Genomic DNA, 24,272 nt, shown 5'->3' on the forward strand with positions numbered 1-24,272 from the left:
CCTCCGGGGACACACGCACGCATCGGGACGGACCCACCGGGACAATCGGCACCACGGCGGTCCGGTGAAGGAGATTTGTTGCGCTTCGGCGAGCGGCGGATGACGCTGTGTTATCAGCGCGGCGTCGACAGTTCCGCCGGACGTGGGCCGTCGTGCGGGTCGCGGCGCACGAGCGTCGCCTGGCGGATCAGCCGGCGGTCCGTGCTGAGCTTCGGCTCGCAGGTCACGAGCGTGAGCAGCGGGTTGGCGCCGGGCGGCGGCGGCCCGAGCACCTCGTGCTGCTCGGGCCCCACGACGCCGGCATCCATCACGCGATAGACGAACCAGATGTCGCCGGTCTCGAGCAGCACCGGCGCGCCGATCCGCAGCCGGTCCAGGTCCCAGAACACGCCCGGGTACCGGTGGCCCGCGATGCCGGTGTTGCCGGCCGTACCGATCGGTGCCGTGCCGGGAATGTAGCCAGGGCCGAGGAGCAGGTCGGCGTCGTCGACCCCGTCGACCACAACGAGCGCGAGGCCGAGCGTCGGCAGGTGCAGCCGTGCGATCGGGACCGTCGGCGCCGCCGGTGCCGGCGGTGTCGCGGCCGGGCGCGCGCCGCCGGCGAAGGGCATCGCCGCCGCCTGCCGGGGCCGGGCGGACGGCACCGGCCCGCCGGCCGCCCACTGCTTGTCCAGCACGCCGGTGAGCCGCTCCTGGGCGCTGCGCACTTCGCGGACGCGGCTCCACCAGTTCCAGGCCGTGGTCCCGGTCAGCGCCACCCCCGACGCGACCAGAACCACGGCGGCGACGAGGAGCAGGCGCGTCGTGCGTTGTGCTCGCCGTGCACCCATAAATACCACTATAGAGTTTCAAATCCGGCCATAAGGGCGCTCGGCGGGACGCGAGGTGGAGCGCACCGGCGCAGCAGGCCAGCACCCCGATGCCGCCCGCCAGGACGAGCGTGCCGCGCGCCGCTCTCCTCGCAGAGCAAGCCGAGCACCGACCGTTCCGCCCAGCGCGACGGCGAGCATGACCGGCTGCGTGGCGAGGTAGCGGAAGCCGGCCCGCACCGCGCGTTGCTCGCCGCGCACCGCGGCCAGGGGTGCAGCACGGACGTGCGCACCGCGGGCAACGCGGCCAGGGGTGCAGCGCGGAGGTGCGCACCGCGGGCAGGGCGCCGATGACGGCCGGAAGCCGACCGCGGCGGCGACGAAGAGGACCGCAGGCCGGCCGCGGCGACCACGACGCCCCGCGCTCATGCCGATGATCCGGCCGGTCGAGCTGATCAGCGAGCGGTTGGCGAGCGCCTGTCCGAGCAGCAGGATCGGCAGGGTTTGCGGCATGACCCGGTGAACCGCAGGACGAACCGGTCGACCCCGCGGACCTTCAGCCATGTGCCGGCCACGGAGTGCTGATCCGCCATGCACCCCGTCGCGCAACCCGGCTGCACCGCCCGTACCGGTTCATGGGAGTGTGCGGATCTGGCTCTGGTTCCTGGCGGTCGCCTCGGTGGCGTCTGTTGTCGCCGCGGCGCGCTCCCCGATCGGCGACGGCCTGTTCTGGGTCACGGTGCAGCTCGCGTGTGCCGCCGCCGGCGTCGCCGGGCTGCGCCGCCACCGGCCCGCGCCGATCACCGCGTGGTGGCTGCTGCTGGCGGCGGTCGCCGTCTCGGCGGCCAGCACCGTCGGCCGCACCCTCTTCCCCGGCGGGCCGGACGCGATCCAGAGCGGATACCTGCTGGCCTACCCGCTCACCGCGGCCGGGCTGTGGCTGATCGCGCACCGCCTGCGCCCATGGTCCTCCACCCGGCTCCTCGACGCGTCCATCGTCGCGATCGGCAGTGCCCAGGTGACGTGGGCCTTCGTCCTGTACCCGCTGCTGCACCGCGCCGGGCTGGACCAGTTGACCACGGCCGGGATCACCTTGCTCGCCATCTGCGAGCTGCTGGTCGTGGCGCTGCTGCTGCGGCTCGGATCCGCGCTGCGGCCCGGCGTGGCCGCGTTCCTGCTGCTCGGCTCGATCTCCGCGATGGTGCTCACCGACGCGACGTACGTCGTCATGTACGTGCTGGGCCGCGGCGCCACCGTGATCAGCTCCGTCACCTCGATCGGCTGGCTCGTCTGGAGCTTCCTGCTCGCCGCCGCGACGCTGCACCCGGACGTGCGCCGGGCCGGTGAGCAGCCCCGCCCCGCCTCGGCCGAGGGCGGCACGCCGATCGCCGGCTTCGTCGGCCTGGCCCTGCTCGGCCCCGCCGTGCTCGTCGCCGACCTGTTCCTGCGCCCGGGTGCGGACTCGTGGCGGCACGCGCTGGTCCAGGCGATCCTCACCGGCGCGCTGATGGTGGCGCTGGTGCTGCGCCTCGGGCGGGCGCTCACCGAGCGCGTGAGCCTGCAGCGGGAGCTCGCCTTCCGCGCCCAGCACGACGTCCTGACCGGCCTGGCGAACCGGGATCTCTTCCGCGAGAGCCTCCAGATCCAGGTCGACGCGCCCGGCGAACTGGGACTGCTCATCGTCGACCTCGACGGGTTCAAGGACGTCAACGACACGCTCGGCCATCCGGCCGGCGACGAGCTGCTGCTGGAGGCGACGGCACGGTTGCGGTCGGTGGCCTCCCCGGGCGACGTGATCGCCCGGCTCGGCGGCGACGAGTTCGCGGTGATCTGCGCGCCGGACACGATCGACGGGCTCGCCGCGCGGGCCGTGGCGGAGCTTGCCCGGCCGTACGAGGTCGCGGGCCGCGAGCTGCGGCTGACCGCGAGCATCGGGGCGTACGCGGGTCGCCCGGTCACGACCGGCGAGGCGTTGCAGAACGCGGACATCGCGCTGTACGCGGCGAAGGAGGCGGGCCGGAACCGGTTCGTGCGGTATCACCAGGCGCTGCGCGAGGCGCACGTCGCGCACACGGTGCTCGCCGACCAACTGCGCGCCGCCGTTGACGGCGGTGGCGGCTTCGCCGTGCACTACCAGCCGGTGGTCGACGTGGGGACGGCACGCGTCGCCGCGGTCGAGGCGCTGCTGCGGTTCACGGCGCCCGACGGCACCCCGGTCTCGCCGGCGACGTTCGTGCCGGTCGCCGAGGAGATCGGGCTGATCGGCCGGATCGGCTCCTGGGTGCTGGAGCAGGCGTGCACGGACGCCCGGGCGTGGCACGAGGAGCACGGGATCTCGGTGACCGTCAACGTCTCCGGCCGCCAGTTGCGCAACCCGAAGTTCGCCGACGAGGTCCTCGCCACCCTGAAGCGGACCGGCCTCCCGGGCACCGCGCTGGTACTGGAGATCACCGAGACGGTGCTCGTGACGGCGTCGCTGCAGGAGACGGCCGAGGTGAGCCGCCGGCTGGCCCGCCTGCGCGCCTTCGGCATCCGCATCGCGATCGACGACTTCGGGACGGGGTACTCGTCGCTCGCCTACCTCCGGACGCTGCCGATCGACGTACTGAAAATCGACCGGGCGTTTGTCTCCCGGATCGAGGAACGCCAGGACAAGGCGCTCTTCCGCGCGGTGGTCGAGCTGGCGCGGAGCATGTACCTCCAGCCGGTCGCCGAGGGCGTCGAGACGACGGGCCAGGCCTCCGTGCTGCGCGAGCTGGAGTGCAGCCTCGCCCAGGGCTTCCTGTTCGCCCGTCCGATGCCGGCCGTGGCGCTGTCGTCGGTGCTGACCTCCGGCCTGGCCACGCTGGCCTAGGGTCCGGTCAGGTCCGGCCTTCGCGCTCCTGCGCGGTCTGGAGCGTGGACGAGTGGGGCACCCAGTCGGCGAGCCGCGTGGGGTGGCCGAGCTTGCGCAGTTTCGCCACCACCTCGGGGTCGTCGTCGACGACGATCTCGATCGTCGATTCCCGCGCCATCCGGGCCAGTTGACCGGCCTTGAACTCGCGGGCCGGGCGGCGGTCCCCGGCCGGGCGCATGAACAGCAACTCGGCGGGCAGATCGTACTGGTGCAGCCAATCCGTCGTGACCTGGCGCAGGTGCTCCGGGCGGCCGGTCAGCCAGACGAGGATGTGCTCCTGCGCATACCGCCGGGCGAGCTCGATCCCTTCCTCCAGCGCCGGGTCGCGGCCGGCCGCGGCGAAGAACCGCGCCCAGTCCTTGGGGCGGCGGTCGAGGTGGCGGAGCCGGTGCCGGACGTCGGCCACGACCCCGTCGATGTCGAAGACGGCCAGCGAGGAGTCCATCCGGCCATTCTGCCGAAGTCACCCCAACCACCACCCCAGGCGCACCGGCCACGGTGGTGACCGGTGGGCCGCCATCACCCCGGATTCGTCGCCCATTCCCGAATTTTCGCAGGTCAGCCAGGGGTAGGCTTCGCACCGAACGCGGCGCCGCGGCATAGCGACGACGGGGACGGTGCTGGTGTCGCCGACCTCACCGCGTGAGTGAAGGGGGTGTCCGCTTGATGCGGATCGATGTGTCCGGCCTCCGGGCCGCCCGAGTGGAAGGCTCCCGAGTGGAAAGCTCCCGAGTGGAAGGCTACGCCCATGTGGCCGCCTGAACACGAGCGCTTCGCGGACCGGACGGCCGCCGGCCGCTTGCTCGGCACCACGGTCGCGGCTCACCTGCGGCAGTTCCCGGCCACCGTTACCGCGCAGACGCCACTGGTGCTCGCCCTGCCACGCGGCGGGGTCCCGGTCGGATACACGGTGGCCGAGGCCATCGGCGCCGACTTCGACCTGGTCATCTCACGCAAGATCGGCCTGCCGTGGCAGGCGGACCACGGGGTCGGGGCGATCGCCGAGAACGGCCCGCCGGTCTTCGACCGCAGCGAACTCGCCTGCGTCGGGCTCACCGTGAGCGACATGACCCCCGCGGTCCAGCGCGAGCGTGCTGAGCTGCGCCGGCGCCAGGAGCGCTACCGCGGGACCCGACCGGCTCCCGATGTGACCGGACGGGTGGTGGTGATGGTCGACGACGGCCTGGCCACCGGGGTGACCGCCCGGGCGGCGGCGCGGGCCCTGCGGGCGGGCAAGCCGGCTCACCTCGTGTTCGCCGCACCGGTGTGCGCGGCCGAGTCGGTCGACCTCCTCGCCTCCGACGTGGACGCGGTGCTCGACATCCACAGCCCGCGCGAATTCCACGCACTCGGGCTCTACTACAACAATTTCGCCCCGCTCACCGACGCGCACGTGGCGGAGATCTGCACGCTCGCGTGGAGCGCGGAAAAGGTACCCGCACCGGTGTAGACACCAGAAGAATCGCGCTCTGCCCGCCCGTGGTGTTTATAACGCCGCGGGCGGGTAGAGCATCACCCCATGAGGGCGGGAGATCTGCGAGCCAGCGTCGAGCGGCGGGGTGACGCCACCGTCGTGCGCCTCGGAGGCGTGCTGGACGTCGACACCTGCCCTTCGCTGCGCTCGGCCGTCATCGCGTGTCTCGCGGCCGAGCCCTCGGTGATCGTGCTGGACGTCGCCGACCTGCGCCACCGTGACGACGTGGCGTTGACGGTACTGCCCGCGCTCGCCCAGCACGCCGCCGCGTGGCCCGGCAGCGCCGTCACCCTGGCCGCCGCTCCCCCGTCGCTGGCCTCCGCCCTCGACCGCATGGCGGTCGCGCGCCTCGTGCCGCTCTTCCCCACCACCGACGCGGCGCTCGCCCACCGGCCGGACTCCTCGGCGCCGCACCGCCTGCGGGCCACCCTGCAGCCGATGGTCGACGCGACCGCCGCGGCCCGGCACCTGGTCGGCCGCGCGTGCCGGCTGTGGGGGGTCGGCCGGATCGGCGACCTCGCCGAGCTGGTCGTCACCGAGCTGGTCAGCAACGTCGTGCGCCACGCCCGGACCGAGATGGAGGTCTGCGTGGGGCTGCGCCGGCGGCGGCTGCACATCTCCGTGCGCGACCACAGTTCCGCGCTGCCCCGGCCCGGTGCCACGAACGACTCCCTGCGCGAGGACGGTCGCGGCCTGCTCGTCATCAGTGCGTTGACCGCCGCTTGGGGCTACACGCCCGTACCCGACGGCAAAGTCGTCTGGGCAACGCTGCGAATTTGACGGGAAAACCTCACCCGGCAGGTCACCCCTTCGCATGGAAATCGGCGACTTCGCCGTGCGTACAGTGATGCGGAAAGCAAATCCGCCCACGTCCAAGACCGCACGCTCAACCGCGAATCGCCTTGCCCCGCAACGCGATGGGATAGGGGGGAGTCTCCACCATGGAGACAATGCCCATAGAAAAGAACCGATATGATTCGGTACTTTCACTGGAGACCTGGCGCAATGGCGACGACGAAGTTCTACGCCCGTCCGGAATCCTCGACTACGCGGCAAGCCTCGATCTGCGCGTTGCGCTGTTCGAGCGTCTCGACGCCGGGCAGATGCGCCTGACCGTCGACCTCTCCCGCCTCCGCCTCCTCGACTGCGCCGCCGCCGACACGCTGCTGCGCGCCCAGCTCGAGGCCCAGGAACGCGGCGGCGCCCTGCACGCACCCGGCGCCACCGACCTTGTGCTCGACGTCCTCGAGATCATCGGGGCGGCGAAGCAGCTCCGCGCGTACGACGACCCGCCGGCCGGGTCACCGCCCGTCGAGGAGACCGACGGCGACGAGACCGATCCGCCGAGCCAGTGGACCACGGTCAACGAGCTGCTGCGCCAGGCGGCGGCGATGGACCGGAACGACCCGCGGCGCAACGCGTTACGGGAGCGGGCGATCGAGCACAGCCTGCCGCTCGCCGACCGGCTCGCCCGCCGGTTCCACGGGATGGGTGAGTCACCGGCCGACCTCAGCCAGGTCGCCGCGCTCGGGCTCATGAAGGCGATCGACGGCTTCGACCCGGACTACGGCACCGACTTCGGCGGCTACGCGACGCCCACGATCGTGGGTGAGCTGAAGCGGTACTTCCGGGACAAGGGCTGGGGCGTGCACGTCCCCCGCCGGCTCCAGGAGCTGCGGATCGAGATCAACCGGGTCCGCGACACGCTCGGCCAGCGCCTGGGCCGGTCACCGACGCCACGCGACGTGGCGGACCATCTCGGGGTCGACGAGGACCAGATCCTCGAGGCCCTGGTCGCGTCCTCGGCGTACCGGCCGGTCTCGCTCTTCGCGCCGCTCGGCGGGGACGACGACGCCGGCACGCTCGCCGACGTTCTCGGCGACGACGACCGGGACATCGACGGGGTGGAGTTCCGCCAAGCGATCAAACCGCTCATCGCCCGTCTGCCAGAGCGCGAACGGCGCATTCTCTCGCTGCGCTTCTACGGCAACCGCACCCAGGCGCAGATCGCCGCTGACCTGGGAATATCCCAGATGCATGTGTCCCGGCTGCTGAGCCGGACACTCGACGGCCTGCGGAGGGCATTGCTGGACGGTTGAGACGATTGAGATCAGCCGCGTTCGGGTAGTAGGCCCCCGGTGCGGGCGCCGAATGCTGTTGCCTGCGCGGCTGAAGGGGGAAATGTGACTGACCTCCACACGGTGGAGATCGCCGCGGTGCTGCGACAGCTCACCGCACGCCTCATCGCCAGCGACGACCTCGACGAGGCGCTCGAGGATCTCGTCGACACCGCGGCCGATCTCGTGGAGGGCGCGTCATGGTGCGCGGTGACGTTGGTACGGGCGGGCGGGCCGTCGACCGCGGCGGCGTCGTCCGAGTTGCCCGAGGAGCTTCTCGACAGCCAGTACCACAGCGGCACCGGGCCCTCGATGGAGGCGATCCGCGCCAGGGATCTCATCCTGAGCGACGATCTCACCGTCGACACCCGCTGGCCGGAGTGGCGCGAGCGGGCCCTCGCGGCCGGTGTGCGGGGTGTGCTCACCGTGCCGGTCGACATCGACGAGCAGGTGGTCGGCGCGCTCACGGTGTATTCGGCCGAGTCGGGCCGGTTCACCGCGGACGTCGGGCTGACCGCCGTGCTGGTCGCCGAACACGCCGGGCTGCTGCTGGCCGCCGTCCTCGACCGCGGCCGCCAGGCCGGGCTGCACGCGGCGCTGGCCGAGGCCCTGGCCGACGGCGAGACGGTGAACCGGGCCATCGGCATCATGATGGTCCAGCGGGGCTGCTCGGCCGAGGCCGCGCTCGACGGCCTGCAACGCACAGCGAGCCGGCTGGACCTGCCGCTGTCGACGGTGGCGCAGCGCCTGGTCGAGACCGTGGAGCGCCGCGCCACCGTGTGAGCCTCCTAGACCGTCAGCGTCCAGCTGTCGAGGTAGCCGGCGGCACCCTTGTACGAGTCGCGGACCCGCAGCTTCCACGCGCCGTTCTTCTGGCGGCTCGACATGTTCACGGTGTAGACGGCGTTCAGGTTGGCCGCCTTGTCCCTGTTGTTGGCGCCCTTGAGCCGCTTCACCGAGCCGTTCGGCGCGATCAGCTCGACCACCAGGTCACCGCGCTTGGGGTGCACGACGTGGACCTCGACGCGGGTCGCCCGCGACGCCTTGCCGGGGCAGCCGCTGACGACCACACGGCTGGTGCCCTGGCCGCGGTCACGCACGACCACGTCGGCGTCGTTGCGCTGCACGTTGCAGGGCACGGCCACCGGGGCCGGCATGGTCACGGGGGTGGTGACCGGGGTGGGGACGACGACCGGGACGGGCGTGCCGACGGTGACGAGGAGCCGGTTCGGCGAGCCGGCGCCGGGGTTGGTGACGGCGTTCTGCACGGCGTTGGTGACGAGGGCGTCACGCACGGCGGCCGGGGTGGCCGACGGGTTGGCCGAGAGGTACAGGGCCGCGGCCCCGGCGACGTGCGGCGTGGCCATGGAGGTGCCGCTCATGACCGTGGTGCCGGAGTCCGACGCGCGGCTCGCACTGGTGATCGCCACGCCCGGCGCGAAGATGTCCACGCACGCGCCGTAGTTCGAGAACGAGGCCCGCGTGTCGTTGGCGTCGACGGCGCCGACCGTGATCGCCTCGGCAGTACGGGCGGGAGACACCGTGCAGGCGTCCTGGTTCTCGTTGCCCGCGGCGACGGCGTAGGTGACCCCGGCGGCGATGGAGCTACGGACGGCCTGGTCGAGCACGGCGCTGGCGCCGCCGCCGAGGCTCATGTTGACGACGGCGGGCTTCTGCGCGTTGGCCGTGACCCAGTCGATGCCGGCGATGATGCCGGAGTAGCTGCCGGAGCCCTGGCAGTCCAGCACGCGCACGCCGACCAACCGGACGCCCTTCGCGACGCCGTAGGTGGTGCCGCCGATCGTCCCGGCGACGTGTGTGCCGTGACCGTGGCAGTCGCTCGCGTCGGTGTCGTTGTCGACGAAGTCGTAGCCGGACCGGGCCCGCCCGCCGAACTCGCTGTGCGTCGTCCGGATCCCGGTGTCGAGCACGTAGGCGGTGACGTTCGAGGCGGCGTTGGGGTACGTGTACGTTCCGCTGAGGGGGAGGCCGGCCTGGTCGATGCGGTCCAGCCCCCACGGCGCCGAATACTGCGTGTCCGCGAGTTTCACGGTCTTGTCCTGCTGGACGTAGGCTACGAGGGGGTTGGCGGCGAGGCGCTTGGCGCCCTTTTCCGTAAGCTGGGCCGAGAATCCGTTGAGGGTCTTGCTGAACGACCGCCGCACCTTGCCACCCACCTTGCCGGCGAGCACACTGGCGTCGGCGTGGGCGGAGTCCTTGAGGACAACGATGTAACGATCGCGGATGACCCCGGCCTCGTTCGCCCCGACGATCCGCCCTTCAGCGGGCGCCGCGACAGCAGCCGCCGAGACCCCGGCCAGCCCGCCGGCCGCGACACTGACGACGACGGCGGCACGCAGGAAAACTCGCATCAGGCAGGCCCTTCCAACCGGACGACATCGGCAGCCCCAATGTTGAAAACCACAGGGTGCTGGGCCTGTAGGCGTTCAGTTGCCGCAAGGTTGCGCCGTCCCCTCCCCGGCCAGCACCACCGCCGACCCGGCTGACGCAGCCCACCGCGACCGCGGATGTTGATTGGCGGCGAGGAACGCCGTGGAGCACAATGAGGCACAGCCCTAGGGCCACCGCGACCCGCGAGGCAGCTCCTTTTTTCACAGCCGCACCTGCGGCACTCATACCGCCCACATGGTGCTCGTCCTCGTTACGGCCAGGACAGCGACCGATCGAACGCCCAATCGGACGACGACCAACCAGGCCAGCACCCGATCGGGACGGCGCCCAAGCGGAACAACGCCCAAGCGGAACAACGCCCAAGCGGAACAACGCCCAAGCGGGACGACGGCCGATTGTGCGGTCGACCACGACGCCCGATTGGGGCGGTGCCAGACCACGGCACCCAGCCACGGCACCCCATTGGGGCGGCGCCGATTGGGGCAGCGGCCGATTGGGGCGACCGACCACGACGCCCAACCACGGCACTCAACAACTACGGCACCCGACAACCACGGCACCCAACCAACAGCACCCAACCAACAGCACCCCAACCAACGGCGACCGGTTGGAGCGGCGAGCGGCTGGGGCGGCACCCGACCACGACGCCCGATTGGGCGGCGGGCAAACCAGGACGACGACAAGCCGGGGCGGCCAGCACGGCGGCCAGCACGGCGGCCAGCACGGCGGCCAGCCAGCGCGGCGGCCAACCAGCCAGCACAGCGGCCAGCACAGCGGCCAGCCAGCGCGGCGGCCAACCAGCCAGCACAGCGGCCAGCACAGCGGCCAGCCAGCGCGGCGGGATCCCCCAGGTGTGACCAGCTTCCCGGCACGACAGCCCGCCCATAACCCTGTCTGCCGCCGACGCGATCACGCCGAACGCGATGCACCCGAAGCGGTGGACCCTTCGGCGTGCCACCCACGGCGCGGTTGTGCGCATGACGGATCGCCGCCTGAGCAAATCCTCGACGCATGCGGCGAACTACCGGTCAGCGGTGAGAGTGAGCGGTCGCTCGGCGGCGGATGACGACTCCAAGCACGGCGGGCCAGCGCTCGACCGATGTCGGCCCCGCTCGCCCGGCTGTCACTCGCAACGGTGGCCCACGCCGGCCCGGCACCGACGTTCGGGCGAAAGGGCACGGCCGGGCGAGCGGGGACAGGCCGATGGGAGCGAACAGCCCGGCCGCCGGCGTGCGCACGACAGCAGCCGGATCCGCCATGTGTTCCGTCCACGACAGGGCGGGACGCCTACGGGCCGGCGGCTGCCGCTGGGCGGGCGGATTCGGGTCGGCGGTTGCCGGACTCTCACACCGTGCCTCACCTGCGAACCCGGACGCCGCGTCGCCGTCGTTTCGCACCGGGCGGCACCCCACCGGCCCCTCGTCGAGACTCTGCGTAGCACGATGCGACGACGGCTCGGGCCGGTCCGTGTCCCTCCGATCGGCGATGGGCTCGACGGCGCCTCGGGCCGACTCGGCGGCAACCCGGGTGGGCTCAACCGCCACAGGAACCGGCTCAGCGGTGGTGCGGGTGAGACGGGCCTCAGCAACAACACGGGCATGCTCAGCTGCCACACGGGCCGGCTCAGCGGTGGCGCGGTCAGGACCGGCAGAGGCGCGGGCCGGCCCACCAGCGGCACGGGCACGCTGAGCCGCCGCACGGGCTGGCTCAGCGGCAGTCCTGGTTGGACGGGCTACGGCGCAGGCCGGCTCAGCGACGACACGGGCACGCCCAGCCGCCACAGGAACCGGCTCAGCGGTAGCGCGGGCAGGACGGACGGCCGCAGGAGGCGACTCAGCGCTACCACGGGCGGGATCGACGGCAGCGCGGACAGGCTCAGCACCACTGCGGGCGGGCTCAACGCCGCCGCGAGCGAACTCAGCGCCACAAGCGGACTCGAAGACAGCACGAGCAGGCTCAACGCCGCCGCGAGCGGACTCAGCGCCACGGGCGGGCTCGAGAACAGCACGAGTGGGACGGACGGCAGCGCGGGCCAGCTCAGCGGCGGACCAGGGCCGTTCGGCGTCCATGTGGGTGGTCGCGGCGGCGGTGCACGTGGGCTCGGCCGCTGGCGTCAGCGGCGCTCCACGAGCGGCAGCCAGCCGCGCCAGTTTGGCCGCGTGCCGGGCCCGCAAGCCATGTCGACGTGCCTCGGCGAACTCCGCCCGTGCCGCGGCGCGGAGGTCGCGCTTGCGTTGCCGTTCCGCCTGTGCCGCCAGGAACCTGGCATGCCAGTCGATCGGTGCGAACTCTGCCAGTGCCTCACCCACACCATCAACCTAGAACACCCGTACGACAAAAATCCTAATGCGACAGGCAGTTGATCGTGGAAAGGAGGTTGTTCAGCGGGCGGCCCTTCGTCAGCCTCGTGTCGGCCAGCGACAGGCCGTGCACCGAGGTGGCGTGCGGGGCGTTGGCGCTGTAGAACACGACCGGCAGGTCGGCCGTGGTTCGGTGGGCACGCAGGAGGTCGAGCAGCTCGTCGCCGGCGACCTTGGGCAGGTGCAAGTCGAGCACGGCCACGTCGAAGTGTGGGTGCTCGTCGGCGACGTCCATTGCCTCTTGCGGGCTTGCCGCGGTGATCACGTGGTGACCACCGATCTGGAGCCGGATGGCCGTCGTCTCCCGGATCTCCGCATTGTCGTCGATGAGCAGAACTCGCGCCATGGCAACATGGTTCCCTTCACGGTGGCTCGCAACCTTCCCAATCGGTCGCGATGCCACCGAGGTGAGGGCAGCGCCAGCGCAGTGAAGCAGGGCAGCCGCCGGGCGGGCATGACGACATGAGGGGCCCGGACAACCGGACGCCTCATGTGCCGAGCCCTACTGACGCGGGCGCCTGCGGCGCACCACGATCAGGATCACCACGACCGCGATGATCACCACCACGGCGCAGCAGCAGGCGCCGATCAGGCCGCCGCTGGCCCGCGGCCGCCGCTTGGCGACCTCACCACCGAGCTCGAGCGTCGAGGCGTCGACGACGGTGGCGAGGTAGCTGTACACCCACGCGAAGAGTGCGGTCATCCTGCCACGGTAACCGGTCGTGTCACGCGCGCACCCAGGCGGTGGTGTCCGGCGGCAGGCTGCCGTCGGCCGCGAGGTCGCCGCTCACGAGCAGCACCTCACCCGGGGGCAGCGGGACCGGCACGGCGCCGAAGTTGGTGATCACCCGGACGCCGCCGTTGCGGAAATCGACCAGATCATCACCATCGAACCACGTCAGCGTTCCCCCGCCGAGGCCGTGCTTGCGGCGCAGCCGGATCGCCTCGATGTAGAGCGTCAGCGTCGACCCCGGCACCCCGCGCTGACGGTCGGCGGCGAAGCGGTCCCAGTCACCGGGCTGCGGCAGCCACGACTGGCCGTTCGGGCTGAAGCCGTACGCCGCCACGCCCGGCTCCCACGGGATCGGCACCCGGCAGCCGTCGCGGCCCCGTACCTCATGCTTCGACCGGAACCACGTGGGGTCCTGGCGTACCTCGTCGGGCAGCGTGGTGTGCTCCGGCAGCCCGACCTCCTCGCCCTGGTAGAGGTAGGCCGAGCCGGGCAGCGAGAGCATCAGCATCGTGGCGGCCCGGGCGCGGCGCAGGCCCAGTGCCTCGTCCGGCGGCGGGTCGCCGATGCCGATGCCGCCCTGGGTGGAGTAGCCCGGCGGGAAGCCCAGCCGGCTGGCGTGGCGCACGACGTCGTGGTTGGACAGCACCCAGGTGCAGATCGCGCCGACCGGCTCGACCCCGGCGAGGCTGGTCTCGATCGCGATGCGCTGGTCCTGTGCCGTCCACGGCGCCATCAGGTAGTTGAAGTTGAACGCCTGGTGCATCTCGTCCGGACGCACGTAGCGGGCCAGCCGCTCGGCCGGCGCCACCCAGGCCTCCCCCACCATCATCCGGTCGCCGTCGTAGCTGTCCAGGACCTGGCGCCACTGCCGGTACACGTCGTGCACGCCGTCCTGGTCCCACATCGGCGGGATGCGGTGCTCGGCACCGGGGCTGGTGATCGGCACCTGCGCCTCGGTCCACTCGGGCAGGCCGCTCTCCTTGACCAGGCCGTGGGCGACGTCGACCCGGAAGCCGTCGACACCCCGGTCGAGCCAGAACCGCAGGACGTCCTCGAACATCTTGCGGACCTCGGGGAGGTCCCAGTTGAGGTCCGGCTGGCTGGTGTCGAACAGGTGGAGGTACCACTCACCGTCCGGAACCCGCGTCCAGGCCGGCCCGCCGAAGACGCTCTGCCAGCTGTTGGGCGGCAGTTCCCCGTCGACGCCGAGGCCCTTGCGGAAGTGGTACCGCTCGCGCGCCGCACTGCCGGGCCCGGCGGCGAGCGCCTCCTGGAACCACTCGTGGTCCCAGGAGGTGTGGTTGGGCACCAGGTCGACGACGACCCGCAGGTCCCGATCCTTGGCCGCGGCCACCAGGTCATCGAAGTCGGCCAGCGTGCCGAAGCGCGGGTCGACATCGCGGTAGTCCGCGACGTCGTACCCCGCGTCGTGCTGGGGTGACGGGTAGAACGGCGACAGCCACAGGGCGTCGACGCCCAACTCGACCAGGTGGTCGAGGCGCGACGTGATGCCGCGCAGGTCCCCGAGCCCGTTGCCGTCAGCGTCGGCGAACGACCGCGGGTACACCTGATAGATCACGGCATCGCGCCACCACTCCAGCTGACTCACCCCTTGACTCCACCGGCCAGCAGGCCGCGTACGAAATAGCGTTGCAGGGACAGGAAGACGACGAGCGGAATGATCATCGACACGAACGCGCCGGAGGTCAGTCGCTGCCAGTCGTTGCCCCGCGTGCCGGCCAGCTCGGCCAGCCGGACGGTCAGCGGCCGGGAGCCGGGCCCGGACGTGAAGACCAGCGCCACCAGTAGATCATTCCAGATCCACAGGAACTGGAAGATGGTCAGCGATGCAAGCGCCGGGGTGATGAGCGGCAGGACGATCCGCCGGAACGTCATCGCGGGTCCGGCCCCGTCGACCTTGGACGCCTCGAACAGGTCCTTCGGGAGTTCCGACATGAAGTTGTGCAACAGGAACACGCCGAGCGGCAGGCCGAAGCAGGTGTGGGCGAACCACACCGCGAAGAAGCCACCACCCAGATTCGTGTACCCGCTCATCAGTTTCAGTACCGGGATGAGGGCCATCTGGAGCGGCACGATCTGCAGGGCGAACACGCCGATGAAGACCCAGTCCCGGCCGCGGAAGTTCAGCCACGACAGCGCGTACGCGGCCATCGCGGCGAGAGTGACCGAGAACAGTACGGCCGGCACCGTGATGACCAGCGAGTTGACGAAGTAGCTGGCAAGGCGGCCGGAGGTGGCCGAGGTACCGAAGATGACCTCGTTGTAGTTGTCCAGCGTGAGGGTGGGGTTCTTGAAGAACGTCCACCAGCCCGTGGTCTTGATGTCGTTCTCGGGTCGCAGCGACGAGACGAACAGGCCGAACGTCGGGATGGTCCAGACGATCGCGATGATGATCGAGATCACGCTCGCCACACGGGAGGTGAGCTTCTGCCGCACGCGTCCGGCGATGGAGGTCGGCGCGGGCCGGTAGAGCGGGTTGGCCTCGCGAGCGTCGGTGCTGACGGTGCTGCTCATCGGGACTCCGTTCGGTGCCGCAGCTGCCGGACCTGGTAGATGACGATCGGCACCACAAGCACGAACAGCAGCACCGCCAGGGCGGAGCCGTGGCCGCTGTCGTAGGCGCGGAACGCCTGGTTGTACATCTCCAGGGCGAGCACGCTGCTCTTGAACTGACCGCCGGTCGAGGTCCGAACGATGTCGAAGACCTTCAGCGTGGCGATGGTGATGGTCACGACGACCACCACGACCGCCGGGCGGATGCTGGGCATCGTCACCCGCCAGAACATCTGCCAGGGGTTGGCCCCGTCGAGCCGGGCCGCCTCCACGATCTCGGCCGGGATGGCCTTGATCGCCGCCGACAGGATGACCATCGCGAAGCCGGCCTGAATCCAGATCAGCATCACGATCATGTAGAAGGTGTTGCCAGGGGAGTTGCTCAGGAATTGCTGCGGCTCTCTGCCGAGCCACACCAGGATCTGGTTGAGCAGACCGATCTGCTCCTGGTCCGCCTCACGGAAGGCGTAGATGAACTTCCAGATGATGGCGGCGCCGACCAGCGAGATCGCCATCGGCATGAAGATCAGCGACTTCGCGATCCCCTCGCCGCGGGCCTTGTCCACCAGTACCGCATAGATCAGACCGAACGCCGTGGACAGCAGCGGCACGCACACCACCCAGAGCAGGGTGTTGCGCAGCATCAGCAGCGTGTCGTCGTTGGTGAAGATCCAGGTGTAGTTCTCGAACCCGACGAAGTTCTGGCCCAGCTTGTCGTAGAACGAGAGGTACACCGTGCGCACCAGCGGATACACCAGGCCGAGGCAGAGCAGGACGAGCGCCGGGCCGAGGAACCCGGCCGCCTGCAGCCGCTCCTTGTTCTTCCCCCATCTGGGCAGAATGTCCAGCACGAACAGCAGCGCGCCGACCACGAGGATGAAGGCGCCCATATACATGAGCGCCGGCCAAATCTTGGCGACGTCTCCGGAGAAGTCGTACTCCATGGGGTGTCCTCCGACCAGCCGGGTCCGGCGCCGCGGTGCGCGGCGCCGGACCCGGACTCAGTGGCTACTTGGGCCAGGTGCCTTCGATGTAGTCCAGCGTCGCCTTGGTGTCCTTGGTGCCGTTGATCCAGTCGGTCATGCCGGTCCAGAAGGACTTCGAGCCGACCTGGGCGGGCATCAGGTCCGAGCCGTCGAACCGTGCCACGGTGGCCGGGTCCTGCAGGATCGTCACCGACAGCTTGTCGATCGTGCCGGTCACGGTGCTGACGTCCAGGCTCTTGTTCGCCGAGATCCAGTCACCGAGCTTGGCCTTGCTGTTCGCCCACTCACCGGAGGCGAGGTAGGTCTGCACCTTCACAACCTCGGGACGGTCCGCGAAGGCCGAGACGAACTCGCCACCGACGAGGACCGGCTTGCCCTTGGCCGGGTCCAGCGGCGGGAAGTAGAACGCGAACACGTCGCCGTCCTCAGCGACCTTCGTGCCCTTCTGCCACTGGTTGGAGTAGAAGTTCGCCTGGCGGTGCAGGCCGCACTTCTTCTCCTTGACCGGCAGGCCACCCTCCTGGAACGAGGTGGTCACGATCGTCTTCGGGTTGCCGACGTACTTCGGGTTCTTGAGGATCGACGCGGTGCGCTCGGCAGCCGAGAAGATCTTCGGGTCGTTGAACGGGATCTGGTGGTTGACCCACTGGTCGTAGACGTCCGGACCCTGGTCACGCAGGACGATGTCCTCGATCCAGTCGGTGGCCGGCCAGCCGGTCGCGTCACCGGACTCGATGCCCGCGCACCAGGCCTGGATGCCGCTCGCGGCGATGTCGTCGCTGAGCTTGATCATCTCGTCCCAGGTGGCCGGGACCTTCCAGCCCTTGTCCTTGAAGAGCTGCGGCGAGTACCAGACCAGCGACTTGACGTTCGCACCCAGCGGAACGCCGTAGATCTTGCCGTCGACCGTGGCGTACTTCGCCCAGTCCTTCGACCAGTTCTTCTCGAGGTTCGTCTTGACCGGGGCGGGCAGCTCCTTGAGCTGGCCGGCCTTGGCGAACGACGCGAGCAGACCGGGCTGCGGGAAGACCGCGATGTCCGGCGGCTGGCCACCGTCGGCACGAACCTTGATCTGGGTCTCGAACTCGCCGGAACCCTCGTACTCGATCTTGATGTTCGTGCAGTCCTCGAACTGCTTCCACGACTGCGTCAGCTTGTCGGCCTCGGTGTCGCGGATCGTCGCATAGATCGAAACGGTCGCCTTCTTGTCGACCCTGTATTGCGCGAAGGGTGCGCACTCGGGCTTGTCTGCACTGCTGGAGCCGGAGTCGCTGTCGCTACCGCATGCGGCTGCCGCGAGAGCCAGTGCGGCAACACCGGCGAGCGCGAACGCCCGACGCCGCCACGAGGGGACGGCCATGGTTAGCCTCCTTTGGCTAGACCCGGTCCGGGCGGGCGAACAGCGCCGCCCACGTACCGGTGTGCTGTGTTCCTCGGATGTAAGCGCTTGCAAGGTTGGTTTGTCGAGTCCTTCTAGTACATTCATCGATAACGAGTGAGTAACACGGTGGACATATTGCTGAGGGGCTCCCTGTTGCTAGCCTCGCCCTGTGGCCGACATTCCCGGTTCCGTCAGCATGGAAGACGTGGCCCGGCTGGCCGGCGTCTCGACGGCCACCGTGTCACGCACGCTCCGTGGGCTGCCCAACGTCGCCGACGAGACGCGCGACCGTGTGCTGCAGGCCGCCCAGTCGCTGTCGTACGTCGTCTCGCCGTTCGCGTCGCGCCTGGCCACCGGCCGCACCCACACGGTCGGGGTGATCGTGCCGTACGCCTCCCGCTGGTTCTTCGGCCAGATCGTCGCGGGAGCCGAGTCGGTACTTCGTGAGCACTCGCTCGATCTCCTGCTGTACAACCTCGGCGACATCCCGGCCCGGCAGCGGTTCTTCGGGCAGCTCCCGCTGCGCCGCCGGGTCGACGCCGTCCTCACCGTCGCGATGCAGTTCACCGACGCCGAGTTGTCCGCATTGGGCAGCCTCGGCGTGCCGATCGTCGCCGTCGGTCACGACGTGCCGGGCGCCGGCTGCGTGCGCATCGACGACGTCGCCGCCGCGGCGACCGCCGTCCAGCACCTCGTCGACCTGGGGCACCGGCGGATCGGCATGATCTCCACGTACAACGACCAGAGCATGTTCCTGCCGGTCGCCCACGCCCGGCGGCGGGCGTACGTGGAGACGCTCGCCAAGGCGGGCGTGCCGCTTTCGGAGGACCTCGTCATCTCCGTGCCGCACGGCATGGACGGCGGCGAACAGGCGATGCGTCGCCTGCTCACGCTCCCTGATCCGCCGACCGCGGTCTTCGCGGAATCGGACGAATTGGCGTTCGGCGCGTTGAGCGCCCTTCGCCGTACCGGACGTCACGTATCGGTCATCGGCTTCGACGACCACGAACTGAGTGCATTGCTCGATCTGACGACGGTCCGGCAGCGAGTTTTTGAGCAGGGCGTGCTCGCCGCCGGGATGCTCCGCCGCGCGATGACCACCAACGGGTGGACCCCGGAAGAGCTGCTCATGCCCACGACCCTGGTCCTGCGGGCGTCCACCTGGCCGGCTGCGGTTAGGACGGTCGGCGCCGGGTAGGTCGCGGGCACCAGATTGGAACTCAACCGGTACCCCTGGGGGTGTGCCATGACAGCTGAGATGCCGAACCCGCCCGCAACGTGGGACCAGCCCGACGACGAACTCGACGAGCTTGTCGGGCCCGACTCCGACCTGATGGAGGAGGAGCCTGACCAGGCCCCGCAGACGGACTTCTTCTGGGAGGACGACGAGGAGTAAGGCGGAGGCCGGCGGGCGGGGGTATCTCGTTGGTGATGCCCACGGAGGGCGTGCTAGGGTTACCTCCGTTCAGCCGGGCGCCGCTAGCTCAACTGGCAGAGCAGCAGACTCTTAATCTGCGGGTTGTAGGTTCAAGTCCTACGCGGCGTACTCTCCTTGAAGGCCCCTGACCTGGGATTTCTCTCCGGGTGGGGGGCTTTTTCGCGTCAGCGGTCATCCGGGTGGGTGATCGATGGGTGCTCGTCCGGGATCCCTCACCCAGTCCGTGTGCAACCCGAACGGTCTGCCATCGTCCGGGTATGGGTGGTGTTGATCACGCCGCAGGGACGGCGCGGGCGGTCGGCAGCGGAGTGGCCGCCGAACACTCGTCGAGTCGGCGCTCACTCCGGGATGGTGTGCACGAGGGCGGTGAACGCACGGTCGGGACTGATGTGGGTGCGGTACAGCGGGCTGCATGGTGTCGTCGCGAGCCGTGCCGCCAGTTCGTCGAGGTTCGGTTGCCTACCCCGGTCGCGGTAGGCGTCGGCGAGGTGGCTGAACTCGCTCATGATCCCGACGACACCGCGGTTGGCAGTGGTACCGATCCGGTGCGTTCGCATCTGTTCGAGCTCGGCAGCGATGATCGCGGCTGAGGTGCCATGAGTGGCCATTGCCACGGCGATACGGTCGACAGCCCGGGACAGTGCGGTGGCGGCCGGCGCCAGCGGCAGCAGCACGGGCAGCAACGTCGACTCGTTGACCAGGAGCAGGACGTCCGGCCGCCAGCCGAACCTGGTCGCGTACCACTCACCGAGCACCGTCGTGGACTGCTCGCCGCCGCATAGGTCCGGCGGACCGATCCGGTCGCGAAGCTTCTTCGTCGCGCGCACGATCAACACCACGCCATCGTCCCGGATCAGATCCAGTCTCATGAGCGAGACGGATCGAAGCACCGGCGCCGACGCGACTATCTGCCCAGAGAATGAGCGGCCAGACGTCCACGTATCCCGCGACCGATCGTCCTCTACACCGAGCAGCAGGCACCCCCCAACGGCGACCTTCCTATCAACGCGCCGTGGTCGGCGACCACCGATCAAGACTGGCATCCGTCGACATAATCGTGGCGCGCCAGCGCTGGAGCCGCTCGGCGCTGGTTCGCTGCAGATCCTGCAGCGGCACGTCGAGGCAGACGGCCAACACTTCCAGTGCCCGGCGGCGGGGCCGCCTGACCCCACGCTCATAGCGGGACAACTCATGGCGAGTCACGGTCGATCGCCCCAACGCGGCGCACATCCGATCGGCGAGGTCGGCTTCGGGTGCTGCCGGCGCAGGACGGCGTTCTCGTGGCGCAGGACCAGGATCTCCAGATCTTTGGCCGCACTGCCACAGGAGGGCAAGCCAGCCGACGATGCGGCAAAACACCAGATAGATCAGGCGGAGCAACACAGGTCCGATCATGCCTGGCGTTGTCCTACGCTCAGAGCGTGTTGAACTGTCAAGATACCTGCACAAACTTGATCGACGTGAGGTCGCTGCAGTAGGCGATCGTCCGCCCGTCCGGCGAGAACGCCGGGTCAGTGGCCCGCTTGTCGGCGACCACTGACTGCGTCTCGCCGCTGGCGACATCCATCACCAGCAGCCCGTCCGTCGGACCGTTACGCTCGAGCGCGACCTTCGTCCCGTCCGGTGACACGGCGAGGCGCGGCACACTTTTGAGGACGGGTCCGACCATACGAACGGTGTCAGCGTCACCGTCCAGGAAGCCGACCTGCCAGTCGTACGAGTCCGCCAGTGACTGGTTCAGCCCGCCCCCGGCCCGCGCCGTGGTCACCAGCATCACGACCGACCGTCCGTCGGCGGTCAGCACCGGCGACACGGCTTTGCCCGCGGCAGCGCAACCCTCGTTCTTCGATCCGCGCTGACCTGCACCGTATGCGGCGGACAGTCGCCACTCACCGCTCATCGACGGCACGCGCACGTCGAGATCACGCAACGCGCCGTCGCTGAACCCTGCCACCGAGGCACACCGGCCGTTCTCCTGCGCCACGTACCCCCGCATCCCGCTGGCGTCCAGCGTCGCATCGCGTATGTCATCGGCGCCCAGCAGAAGCGACATCGCTCGGGTCCGCAGATCGACCACGTAGATCCGGTCCGCCGACGTCAGGCACTCGAAGCCCACCGCCAGCCCACCTTCGCCGAAGGCGCGCACCACATTCACGTATGCCGGGCCGCCCTCGCAGGGATCCTCGAAATTGCGGAGGAAGGGCTCGACACGCCCACCCTGCCGCACTCGCCACACCTCACCGGCCCCGCCGTCCACATCGCGCTTGAAGTACACGTACCCGTCCGGAGACCACGTCAACGCCGACACGTACGCCGGTTCGGTCAACAGTCCGCAGCCCTGCAGTAGCGCCAGCGCCGCTCCTGCCACCGCGGCCGTTCCTGCACCGATCAACCGGCGCGCGACGCCAACGCCCTTCCTCACACGCACTCCGCTTTACTCAAGACCGGTGTAGTTGAACTCGATCCTCGATTGAACCATCCAGGCCACGGTTTCGTAGAACGCGTAGCGGTTGTCCCTCGCCCACTGCTCCCCCATGGTTTGGCGCATGTTGGCACCGAGTTCAGCTCCGATCTTTTTGTTGTGCATATCCACCGCCGATTCGTACGTTCCCACGATGGACGATTGCGTGATCGGCGTGGATCCGTAGCGGGCGCTACACGTCGACACAGTCCGACACCGGGCGATTTAGCCGGCGTGACGCGATATACGGCAATGAGCACTGTGGCGATGCAGGTTCGAATCCCACCGGGGCACGTCACAGGACCGCAAAAAGCGCAACGCGATCGGACGATCACTAATCGTCGAAGCCGGTTTCGCGTTTGAGTAGACGCTCGATCTCGGAGCATTGCCGGCATGGAGACCGGTGCCCGGCGACGATGTCAGTAACCTGGCCTGCATGAAGTCACACCCTCGAGTACTGCCCCCACCGGACCTCGAGGCGCTGTTCGGCGTGCTGGTCACCGTGCATGCCCGTCTCCTGGCTGACGAGCTCCCACCGGACCTGGTGCGTCAGCTGCTCAACCGGCTCACCGATCACGGACCACTGCCCGAAGGCGCGTCGGCCGGTGCACTGGGCGATGTCCGAGGACTACGGTGACTACCCGGAGCCGTCGCCTCGCCGAACCTTCTACTACGTCGACATCCCAGACGAGCCCGACATCGTCGCCGCATGCATGGCAGCCCTGACGGATCTCGGTGGCGAGGTCAGCGATCAATCGATCGAAGGCCGGACGCGTCCGGACCGTCGACATATCGCCGCGGCGTTTACCGATCTGCCACCCGACCCAGGCCACCATGCCCGCGTCGCGCAGCTGTCATCGCTGGCGCGCCGCTACGGAGGTCGCTACGCCGGCTTCGGCGCCTGAACTGTGTGACTCGCCGCGCACGGCCGGCGGCAGATGCGGATGTGTGTCGGCAGTTCGCGCTGGACGTGGCGGGTTGTCTGGCGTGCTCGACGCCGACCCGCGCAACGTTGACAGCGACCTCATTGAGGGTGTGGTACGCAACGTGGGCCGGCACAGTTCCGGACGTCGAGACTCTGCGCCAGGAGGTGGCGTCTCTCACGACCGGATCATGGCCGCGGCGGGCAGCTGCGGCGGGCCGGGCTGGACGCTCCACGCGGGCCGCTCCGAGGCGGAGATTCCGGTATAACGGGTGTGCTGTTCCGCTAGCCGACACCACCCTCTCGGAGTGCCATGACGACGCAGTTGCGTGACCGCCTCGACGAGGTCCTCCAAACTCGTCAGGTCGGTGGCCTGCACGCCGTCGCGGCGGTTCGCGGTGGCCAAACCTTGCTGGAGTACTACGGGGCCGGCGAGGACTACGCCTGGGGCGACTCGCTGGGCGCCGTCGAGTTCGGGCCCGAGACGCTGCACGACATCCGGTCAGTTACCAAGAGCGTGACCGCGCTGTTGTACGGCATCGCGCTCGGCAAGGGGCTGGTCCCGCCGCCGGAGGAGCCGCTTCTGCGGCGTTTCCCGCAGTACCCCGACCTGGCGGCCGACCCCCAACGTGCCCGGCTCACCGTCGAGCACGCGTTGACGATGTCGTTGGGCGTGGAATGGCGTGAAGATCTTCCGTACAACAGCCCGGCCAACGCCGAGATCGCGATGGAGCTGGCGCCGGACCGGTACCGGTACGTCCTGGAGCGGCCGATCCTCGAGCCGCCCGGCACCCGATGGACCTACTGCGGCGGTGCCACGGCCCTGCTCGGCCGACTGATCGCTGACGGCACCGGGCAGTCGCTGCCGCAGTACGGGCAGGCCGTGCTGTTCGCGCCGCTGGGCATCGGCAGTTTCGAGTGGATGACCGGCGCGGACGCAGTGGCCTCCGCCGCGTCCGGACTGCGACTCGCGCCCCGCGACCTGGCCAGGATCGGCGAGCTGGTGCTGGCCGAGGGAGCCTGGGACGGTCAGCGGATCGTCCCCGCCGACTGGATCCACACGATGCTCCAGCCACGCCTGCAGACCAGCTGGGGTGCGCAGTACGGCTACCAGTGGTACATCGAATCCATTGCGGGCCATCGGCTGGTGGCCGGCATGGGCAACGGCGGCCAGCGCCTGTTCGTCCTGCCCGACCTGGACCTTACCGTGGCCATCACCGCCGGCAACTATGACGACCCCGACCAGTGGCGGACCCCGCTCACGGTGCTGGAGCGGGTCATCCTCCCCGCAGTGGCTTAACCGCGCCGCGTCTGCCGGTCAGCGCCGTCGGCAAGGCAGGTATCCGGGCGGCGGACAACGCCCCACGGGGTGTCGTCGCCGATGCTGTAGCAGGCGTGCAGTTGTCGGATGCCGTGCAGCTTGTGACAGTTCGCGGGCAGCCGGTCCGGGTGCCCGGCCGTGGTCCAGGAGGCGCCGCGGGCGGCCGGATCGTCAGTGGCCCGAACTCGTCGAACACGAACACCCGGTCGGGGAATCGGGTGGTGGCTTCCTCGATCCGGGCGAGTTTGCTCTCGGCGTTCGGGTCGTTGGTCTCCTTCCAGGTCTTGGTCCGCTGGAAGGTGATGTCGTGCTGGTGCAGAAACTCCCGCAGCCCGTCGTCTTCACTGATCCGGCGGGGACGCCCCACCCGCCGCCGAACCGGGAACGT

Annotated in this window: 25 protein-coding genes and 1 tRNA gene; 11 read left to right on the forward strand and 15 right to left on the reverse strand. The window is 69.8% G+C overall.

From position 1 onward, the window contains the following. Positions 1 to 113: 113 nt before the first annotated feature. On the reverse strand, positions 114 to 830 hold the full coding sequence (locus Dfulv_RS41645; protein WP_259859325.1) for a class E sortase: 717 nt from the start codon (positions 828 to 830) through the stop codon (positions 114 to 116). Positions 831 to 848: 18 nt separating this feature from the next. Beyond that, positions 849 to 1,322, reverse strand: coding sequence for a hypothetical protein (locus Dfulv_RS41650; protein WP_259859326.1), 474 nt, complete (start codon positions 1,320 to 1,322; stop codon positions 849 to 851). Between the two features lie 130 nt (positions 1,323 to 1,452). Between Dfulv_RS41650 and Dfulv_RS41655 the strand changes: the two genes are divergently transcribed. Continuing rightward, positions 1,453 to 3,663 carry a putative bifunctional diguanylate cyclase/phosphodiesterase gene (locus Dfulv_RS41655; RefSeq protein ID WP_259859327.1) on the forward strand — a complete coding sequence of 737 codons (2,211 nt, stop codon included), beginning with the start codon at positions 1,453 to 1,455 and terminating at the stop codon, positions 3,661 to 3,663. Between the two features lie 7 nt (positions 3,664 to 3,670). Here the strand turns inward: Dfulv_RS41655 and Dfulv_RS41660 are convergent, their stop codons facing one another. Then, on the reverse strand, positions 3,671 to 4,150 hold the full coding sequence (locus Dfulv_RS41660; RefSeq protein WP_259859328.1) for a phosphatase domain-containing protein: 480 nt from the start codon (positions 4,148 to 4,150) through the stop codon (positions 3,671 to 3,673). A gap of 303 nt (positions 4,151 to 4,453) precedes the next feature. On the opposite strand from Dfulv_RS41660, the gene Dfulv_RS41665 reads away from it, so the two are divergent. The 4 genes from Dfulv_RS41665 (at position 4,454) to Dfulv_RS41680 (ending at position 8,079) form a co-directional block, all read left to right on the forward strand. After that, positions 4,454 to 5,155: a phosphoribosyltransferase gene (locus tag Dfulv_RS41665; protein ID WP_259859329.1), complete on the forward strand. Its 702-nt coding sequence runs from the start codon at positions 4,454 to 4,456 to the stop codon at positions 5,153 to 5,155. A gap of 69 nt (positions 5,156 to 5,224) precedes the next feature. Then, a complete protein-coding gene (locus Dfulv_RS41670; RefSeq protein ID WP_259859331.1) occupies positions 5,225 to 5,959 on the forward strand; it encodes an ATP-binding protein in 735 nt (244 codons plus the stop codon). A gap of 170 nt (positions 5,960 to 6,129) precedes the next feature. Then, entirely contained in the window at positions 6,130 to 7,278 is a 1,149-nt protein-coding gene (locus tag Dfulv_RS41675) for a SigB/SigF/SigG family RNA polymerase sigma factor (protein WP_259859332.1), read from the forward strand. Positions 7,279 to 7,362: 84 nt separating this feature from the next. Next, the gene (locus Dfulv_RS41680) at positions 7,363 to 8,079 is read left to right on the forward strand and encodes a GAF and ANTAR domain-containing protein (protein ID WP_259859333.1); all 717 of its coding nucleotides are present in this window, start codon (positions 7,363 to 7,365) and stop codon (positions 8,077 to 8,079) included. A 5-nt stretch (positions 8,080 to 8,084) separates the two neighbouring features. Here Dfulv_RS41680 and Dfulv_RS41685 read toward each other — a convergent pair whose 3' ends face one another. From Dfulv_RS41685 to Dfulv_RS41720, 8 genes are all read right to left on the reverse strand, one after another. After that, on the reverse strand, positions 8,085 to 9,668 hold the full coding sequence (locus Dfulv_RS41685; protein WP_259859334.1) for a S8 family peptidase: 1,584 nt from the start codon (positions 9,666 to 9,668) through the stop codon (positions 8,085 to 8,087). A 1,772-nt stretch (positions 9,669 to 11,440) separates the two neighbouring features. After that, complete coding sequence (locus tag Dfulv_RS41690; RefSeq protein WP_259859335.1) at positions 11,441 to 11,716, reverse strand: hypothetical protein; 276 nt, start codon at positions 11,714 to 11,716, stop codon at positions 11,441 to 11,443. A gap of 335 nt (positions 11,717 to 12,051) precedes the next feature. Continuing rightward, on the reverse strand, positions 12,052 to 12,414 hold the full coding sequence (locus Dfulv_RS41695; RefSeq protein WP_259859336.1) for a response regulator: 363 nt from the start codon (positions 12,412 to 12,414) through the stop codon (positions 12,052 to 12,054). A gap of 156 nt (positions 12,415 to 12,570) precedes the next feature. After that, the gene (locus tag Dfulv_RS41700; RefSeq protein WP_259859337.1) at positions 12,571 to 12,771 is read right to left on the reverse strand and encodes a hypothetical protein; all 201 of its coding nucleotides are present in this window, start codon (positions 12,769 to 12,771) and stop codon (positions 12,571 to 12,573) included. Positions 12,772 to 12,793: 22 nt separating this feature from the next. Next, entirely contained in the window at positions 12,794 to 14,410 is a 1,617-nt protein-coding gene (locus tag Dfulv_RS41705; RefSeq protein WP_259859338.1) for a glycoside hydrolase family 13 protein, read from the reverse strand. Further along, positions 14,407 to 15,336 (reverse strand): carbohydrate ABC transporter permease, encoded by a 930-nt coding sequence (locus tag Dfulv_RS41710; RefSeq protein ID WP_259859339.1) that lies wholly within the window; start codon positions 15,334 to 15,336, stop codon positions 14,407 to 14,409. Before Dfulv_RS41710 ends, Dfulv_RS41705 begins: the two co-directional genes overlap by 4 nt. After that, positions 15,333 to 16,319: a carbohydrate ABC transporter permease gene (locus Dfulv_RS41715; protein WP_259859340.1), complete on the reverse strand. Its 987-nt coding sequence runs from the start codon at positions 16,317 to 16,319 to the stop codon at positions 15,333 to 15,335. Before Dfulv_RS41715 ends, Dfulv_RS41710 begins: the two co-directional genes overlap by 4 nt. A gap of 64 nt (positions 16,320 to 16,383) precedes the next feature. Further along, positions 16,384 to 17,721, reverse strand: coding sequence for an ABC transporter substrate-binding protein (locus Dfulv_RS41720; RefSeq protein ID WP_259859341.1), 1,338 nt, complete (start codon positions 17,719 to 17,721; stop codon positions 16,384 to 16,386). A 190-nt stretch (positions 17,722 to 17,911) separates the two neighbouring features. Between Dfulv_RS41720 and Dfulv_RS41725 the strand changes: the two genes are divergently transcribed. From Dfulv_RS41725 to Dfulv_RS41735, 3 genes are all read left to right on the forward strand, one after another. Continuing rightward, entirely contained in the window at positions 17,912 to 18,940 is a 1,029-nt protein-coding gene (locus tag Dfulv_RS41725) for a LacI family DNA-binding transcriptional regulator (protein ID WP_406567874.1), read from the forward strand. Positions 18,941 to 18,988: 48 nt separating this feature from the next. Beyond that, positions 18,989 to 19,138: a hypothetical protein gene (locus Dfulv_RS41730; RefSeq protein WP_259859342.1), complete on the forward strand. Its 150-nt coding sequence runs from the start codon at positions 18,989 to 18,991 to the stop codon at positions 19,136 to 19,138. Between the two features lie 77 nt (positions 19,139 to 19,215). Beyond that, a tRNA-Lys gene (locus Dfulv_RS41735) sits at positions 19,216 to 19,288 on the forward strand. A gap of 230 nt (positions 19,289 to 19,518) precedes the next feature. Here the strand turns inward: Dfulv_RS41735 and Dfulv_RS41740 are convergent. From Dfulv_RS41740 to Dfulv_RS41755, 4 genes are all read right to left on the reverse strand, one after another. Beyond that, complete coding sequence (locus Dfulv_RS41740) at positions 19,519 to 20,049, reverse strand: DUF6933 domain-containing protein (protein ID WP_259859343.1); 531 nt, start codon at positions 20,047 to 20,049, stop codon at positions 19,519 to 19,521. A 133-nt stretch (positions 20,050 to 20,182) separates the two neighbouring features. Further along, positions 20,183 to 20,563 carry a hypothetical protein gene (locus Dfulv_RS41745; RefSeq protein WP_259859344.1) on the reverse strand — a complete coding sequence of 127 codons (381 nt, stop codon included), beginning with the start codon at positions 20,561 to 20,563 and terminating at the stop codon, positions 20,183 to 20,185. 49 nt (positions 20,564 to 20,612) lie between these two features. Continuing rightward, positions 20,613 to 21,455, reverse strand: coding sequence for a TolB family protein (locus tag Dfulv_RS41750; RefSeq protein WP_259859345.1), 843 nt, complete (start codon positions 21,453 to 21,455; stop codon positions 20,613 to 20,615). 159 nt (positions 21,456 to 21,614) lie between these two features. Then, entirely contained in the window at positions 21,615 to 21,794 is a 180-nt protein-coding gene (locus Dfulv_RS41755; RefSeq protein ID WP_259859346.1) for a hypothetical protein, read from the reverse strand. Positions 21,795 to 22,077: 283 nt separating this feature from the next. Between Dfulv_RS41755 and Dfulv_RS41760 the strand changes: the two genes are divergently transcribed. The 3 genes from Dfulv_RS41760 (at position 22,078) to Dfulv_RS41770 (ending at position 23,863) form a co-directional block, all read left to right on the forward strand. After that, positions 22,078 to 22,278, forward strand: coding sequence for a hypothetical protein (locus Dfulv_RS41760; protein ID WP_259859347.1), 201 nt, complete (start codon positions 22,078 to 22,080; stop codon positions 22,276 to 22,278). Beyond that, positions 22,259 to 22,546 carry a hypothetical protein gene (locus tag Dfulv_RS41765; protein ID WP_259859348.1) on the forward strand — a complete coding sequence of 96 codons (288 nt, stop codon included), beginning with the start codon at positions 22,259 to 22,261 and terminating at the stop codon, positions 22,544 to 22,546. The genes Dfulv_RS41760 and Dfulv_RS41765 overlap by 20 nt, the downstream gene beginning before the upstream one ends. A gap of 330 nt (positions 22,547 to 22,876) precedes the next feature. After that, positions 22,877 to 23,863 carry a serine hydrolase domain-containing protein gene (locus Dfulv_RS41770; protein ID WP_259859349.1) on the forward strand — a complete coding sequence of 329 codons (987 nt, stop codon included), beginning with the start codon at positions 22,877 to 22,879 and terminating at the stop codon, positions 23,861 to 23,863. Positions 23,864 to 24,272: the final 409 nt, after the last annotated feature.

Source organism: Dactylosporangium fulvum, from assembly GCF_025137375.1.
GTDB classification, from domain to species: Bacteria; Actinomycetota; Actinomycetes; order Mycobacteriales; family Micromonosporaceae; genus Dactylosporangium; species Dactylosporangium fulvum.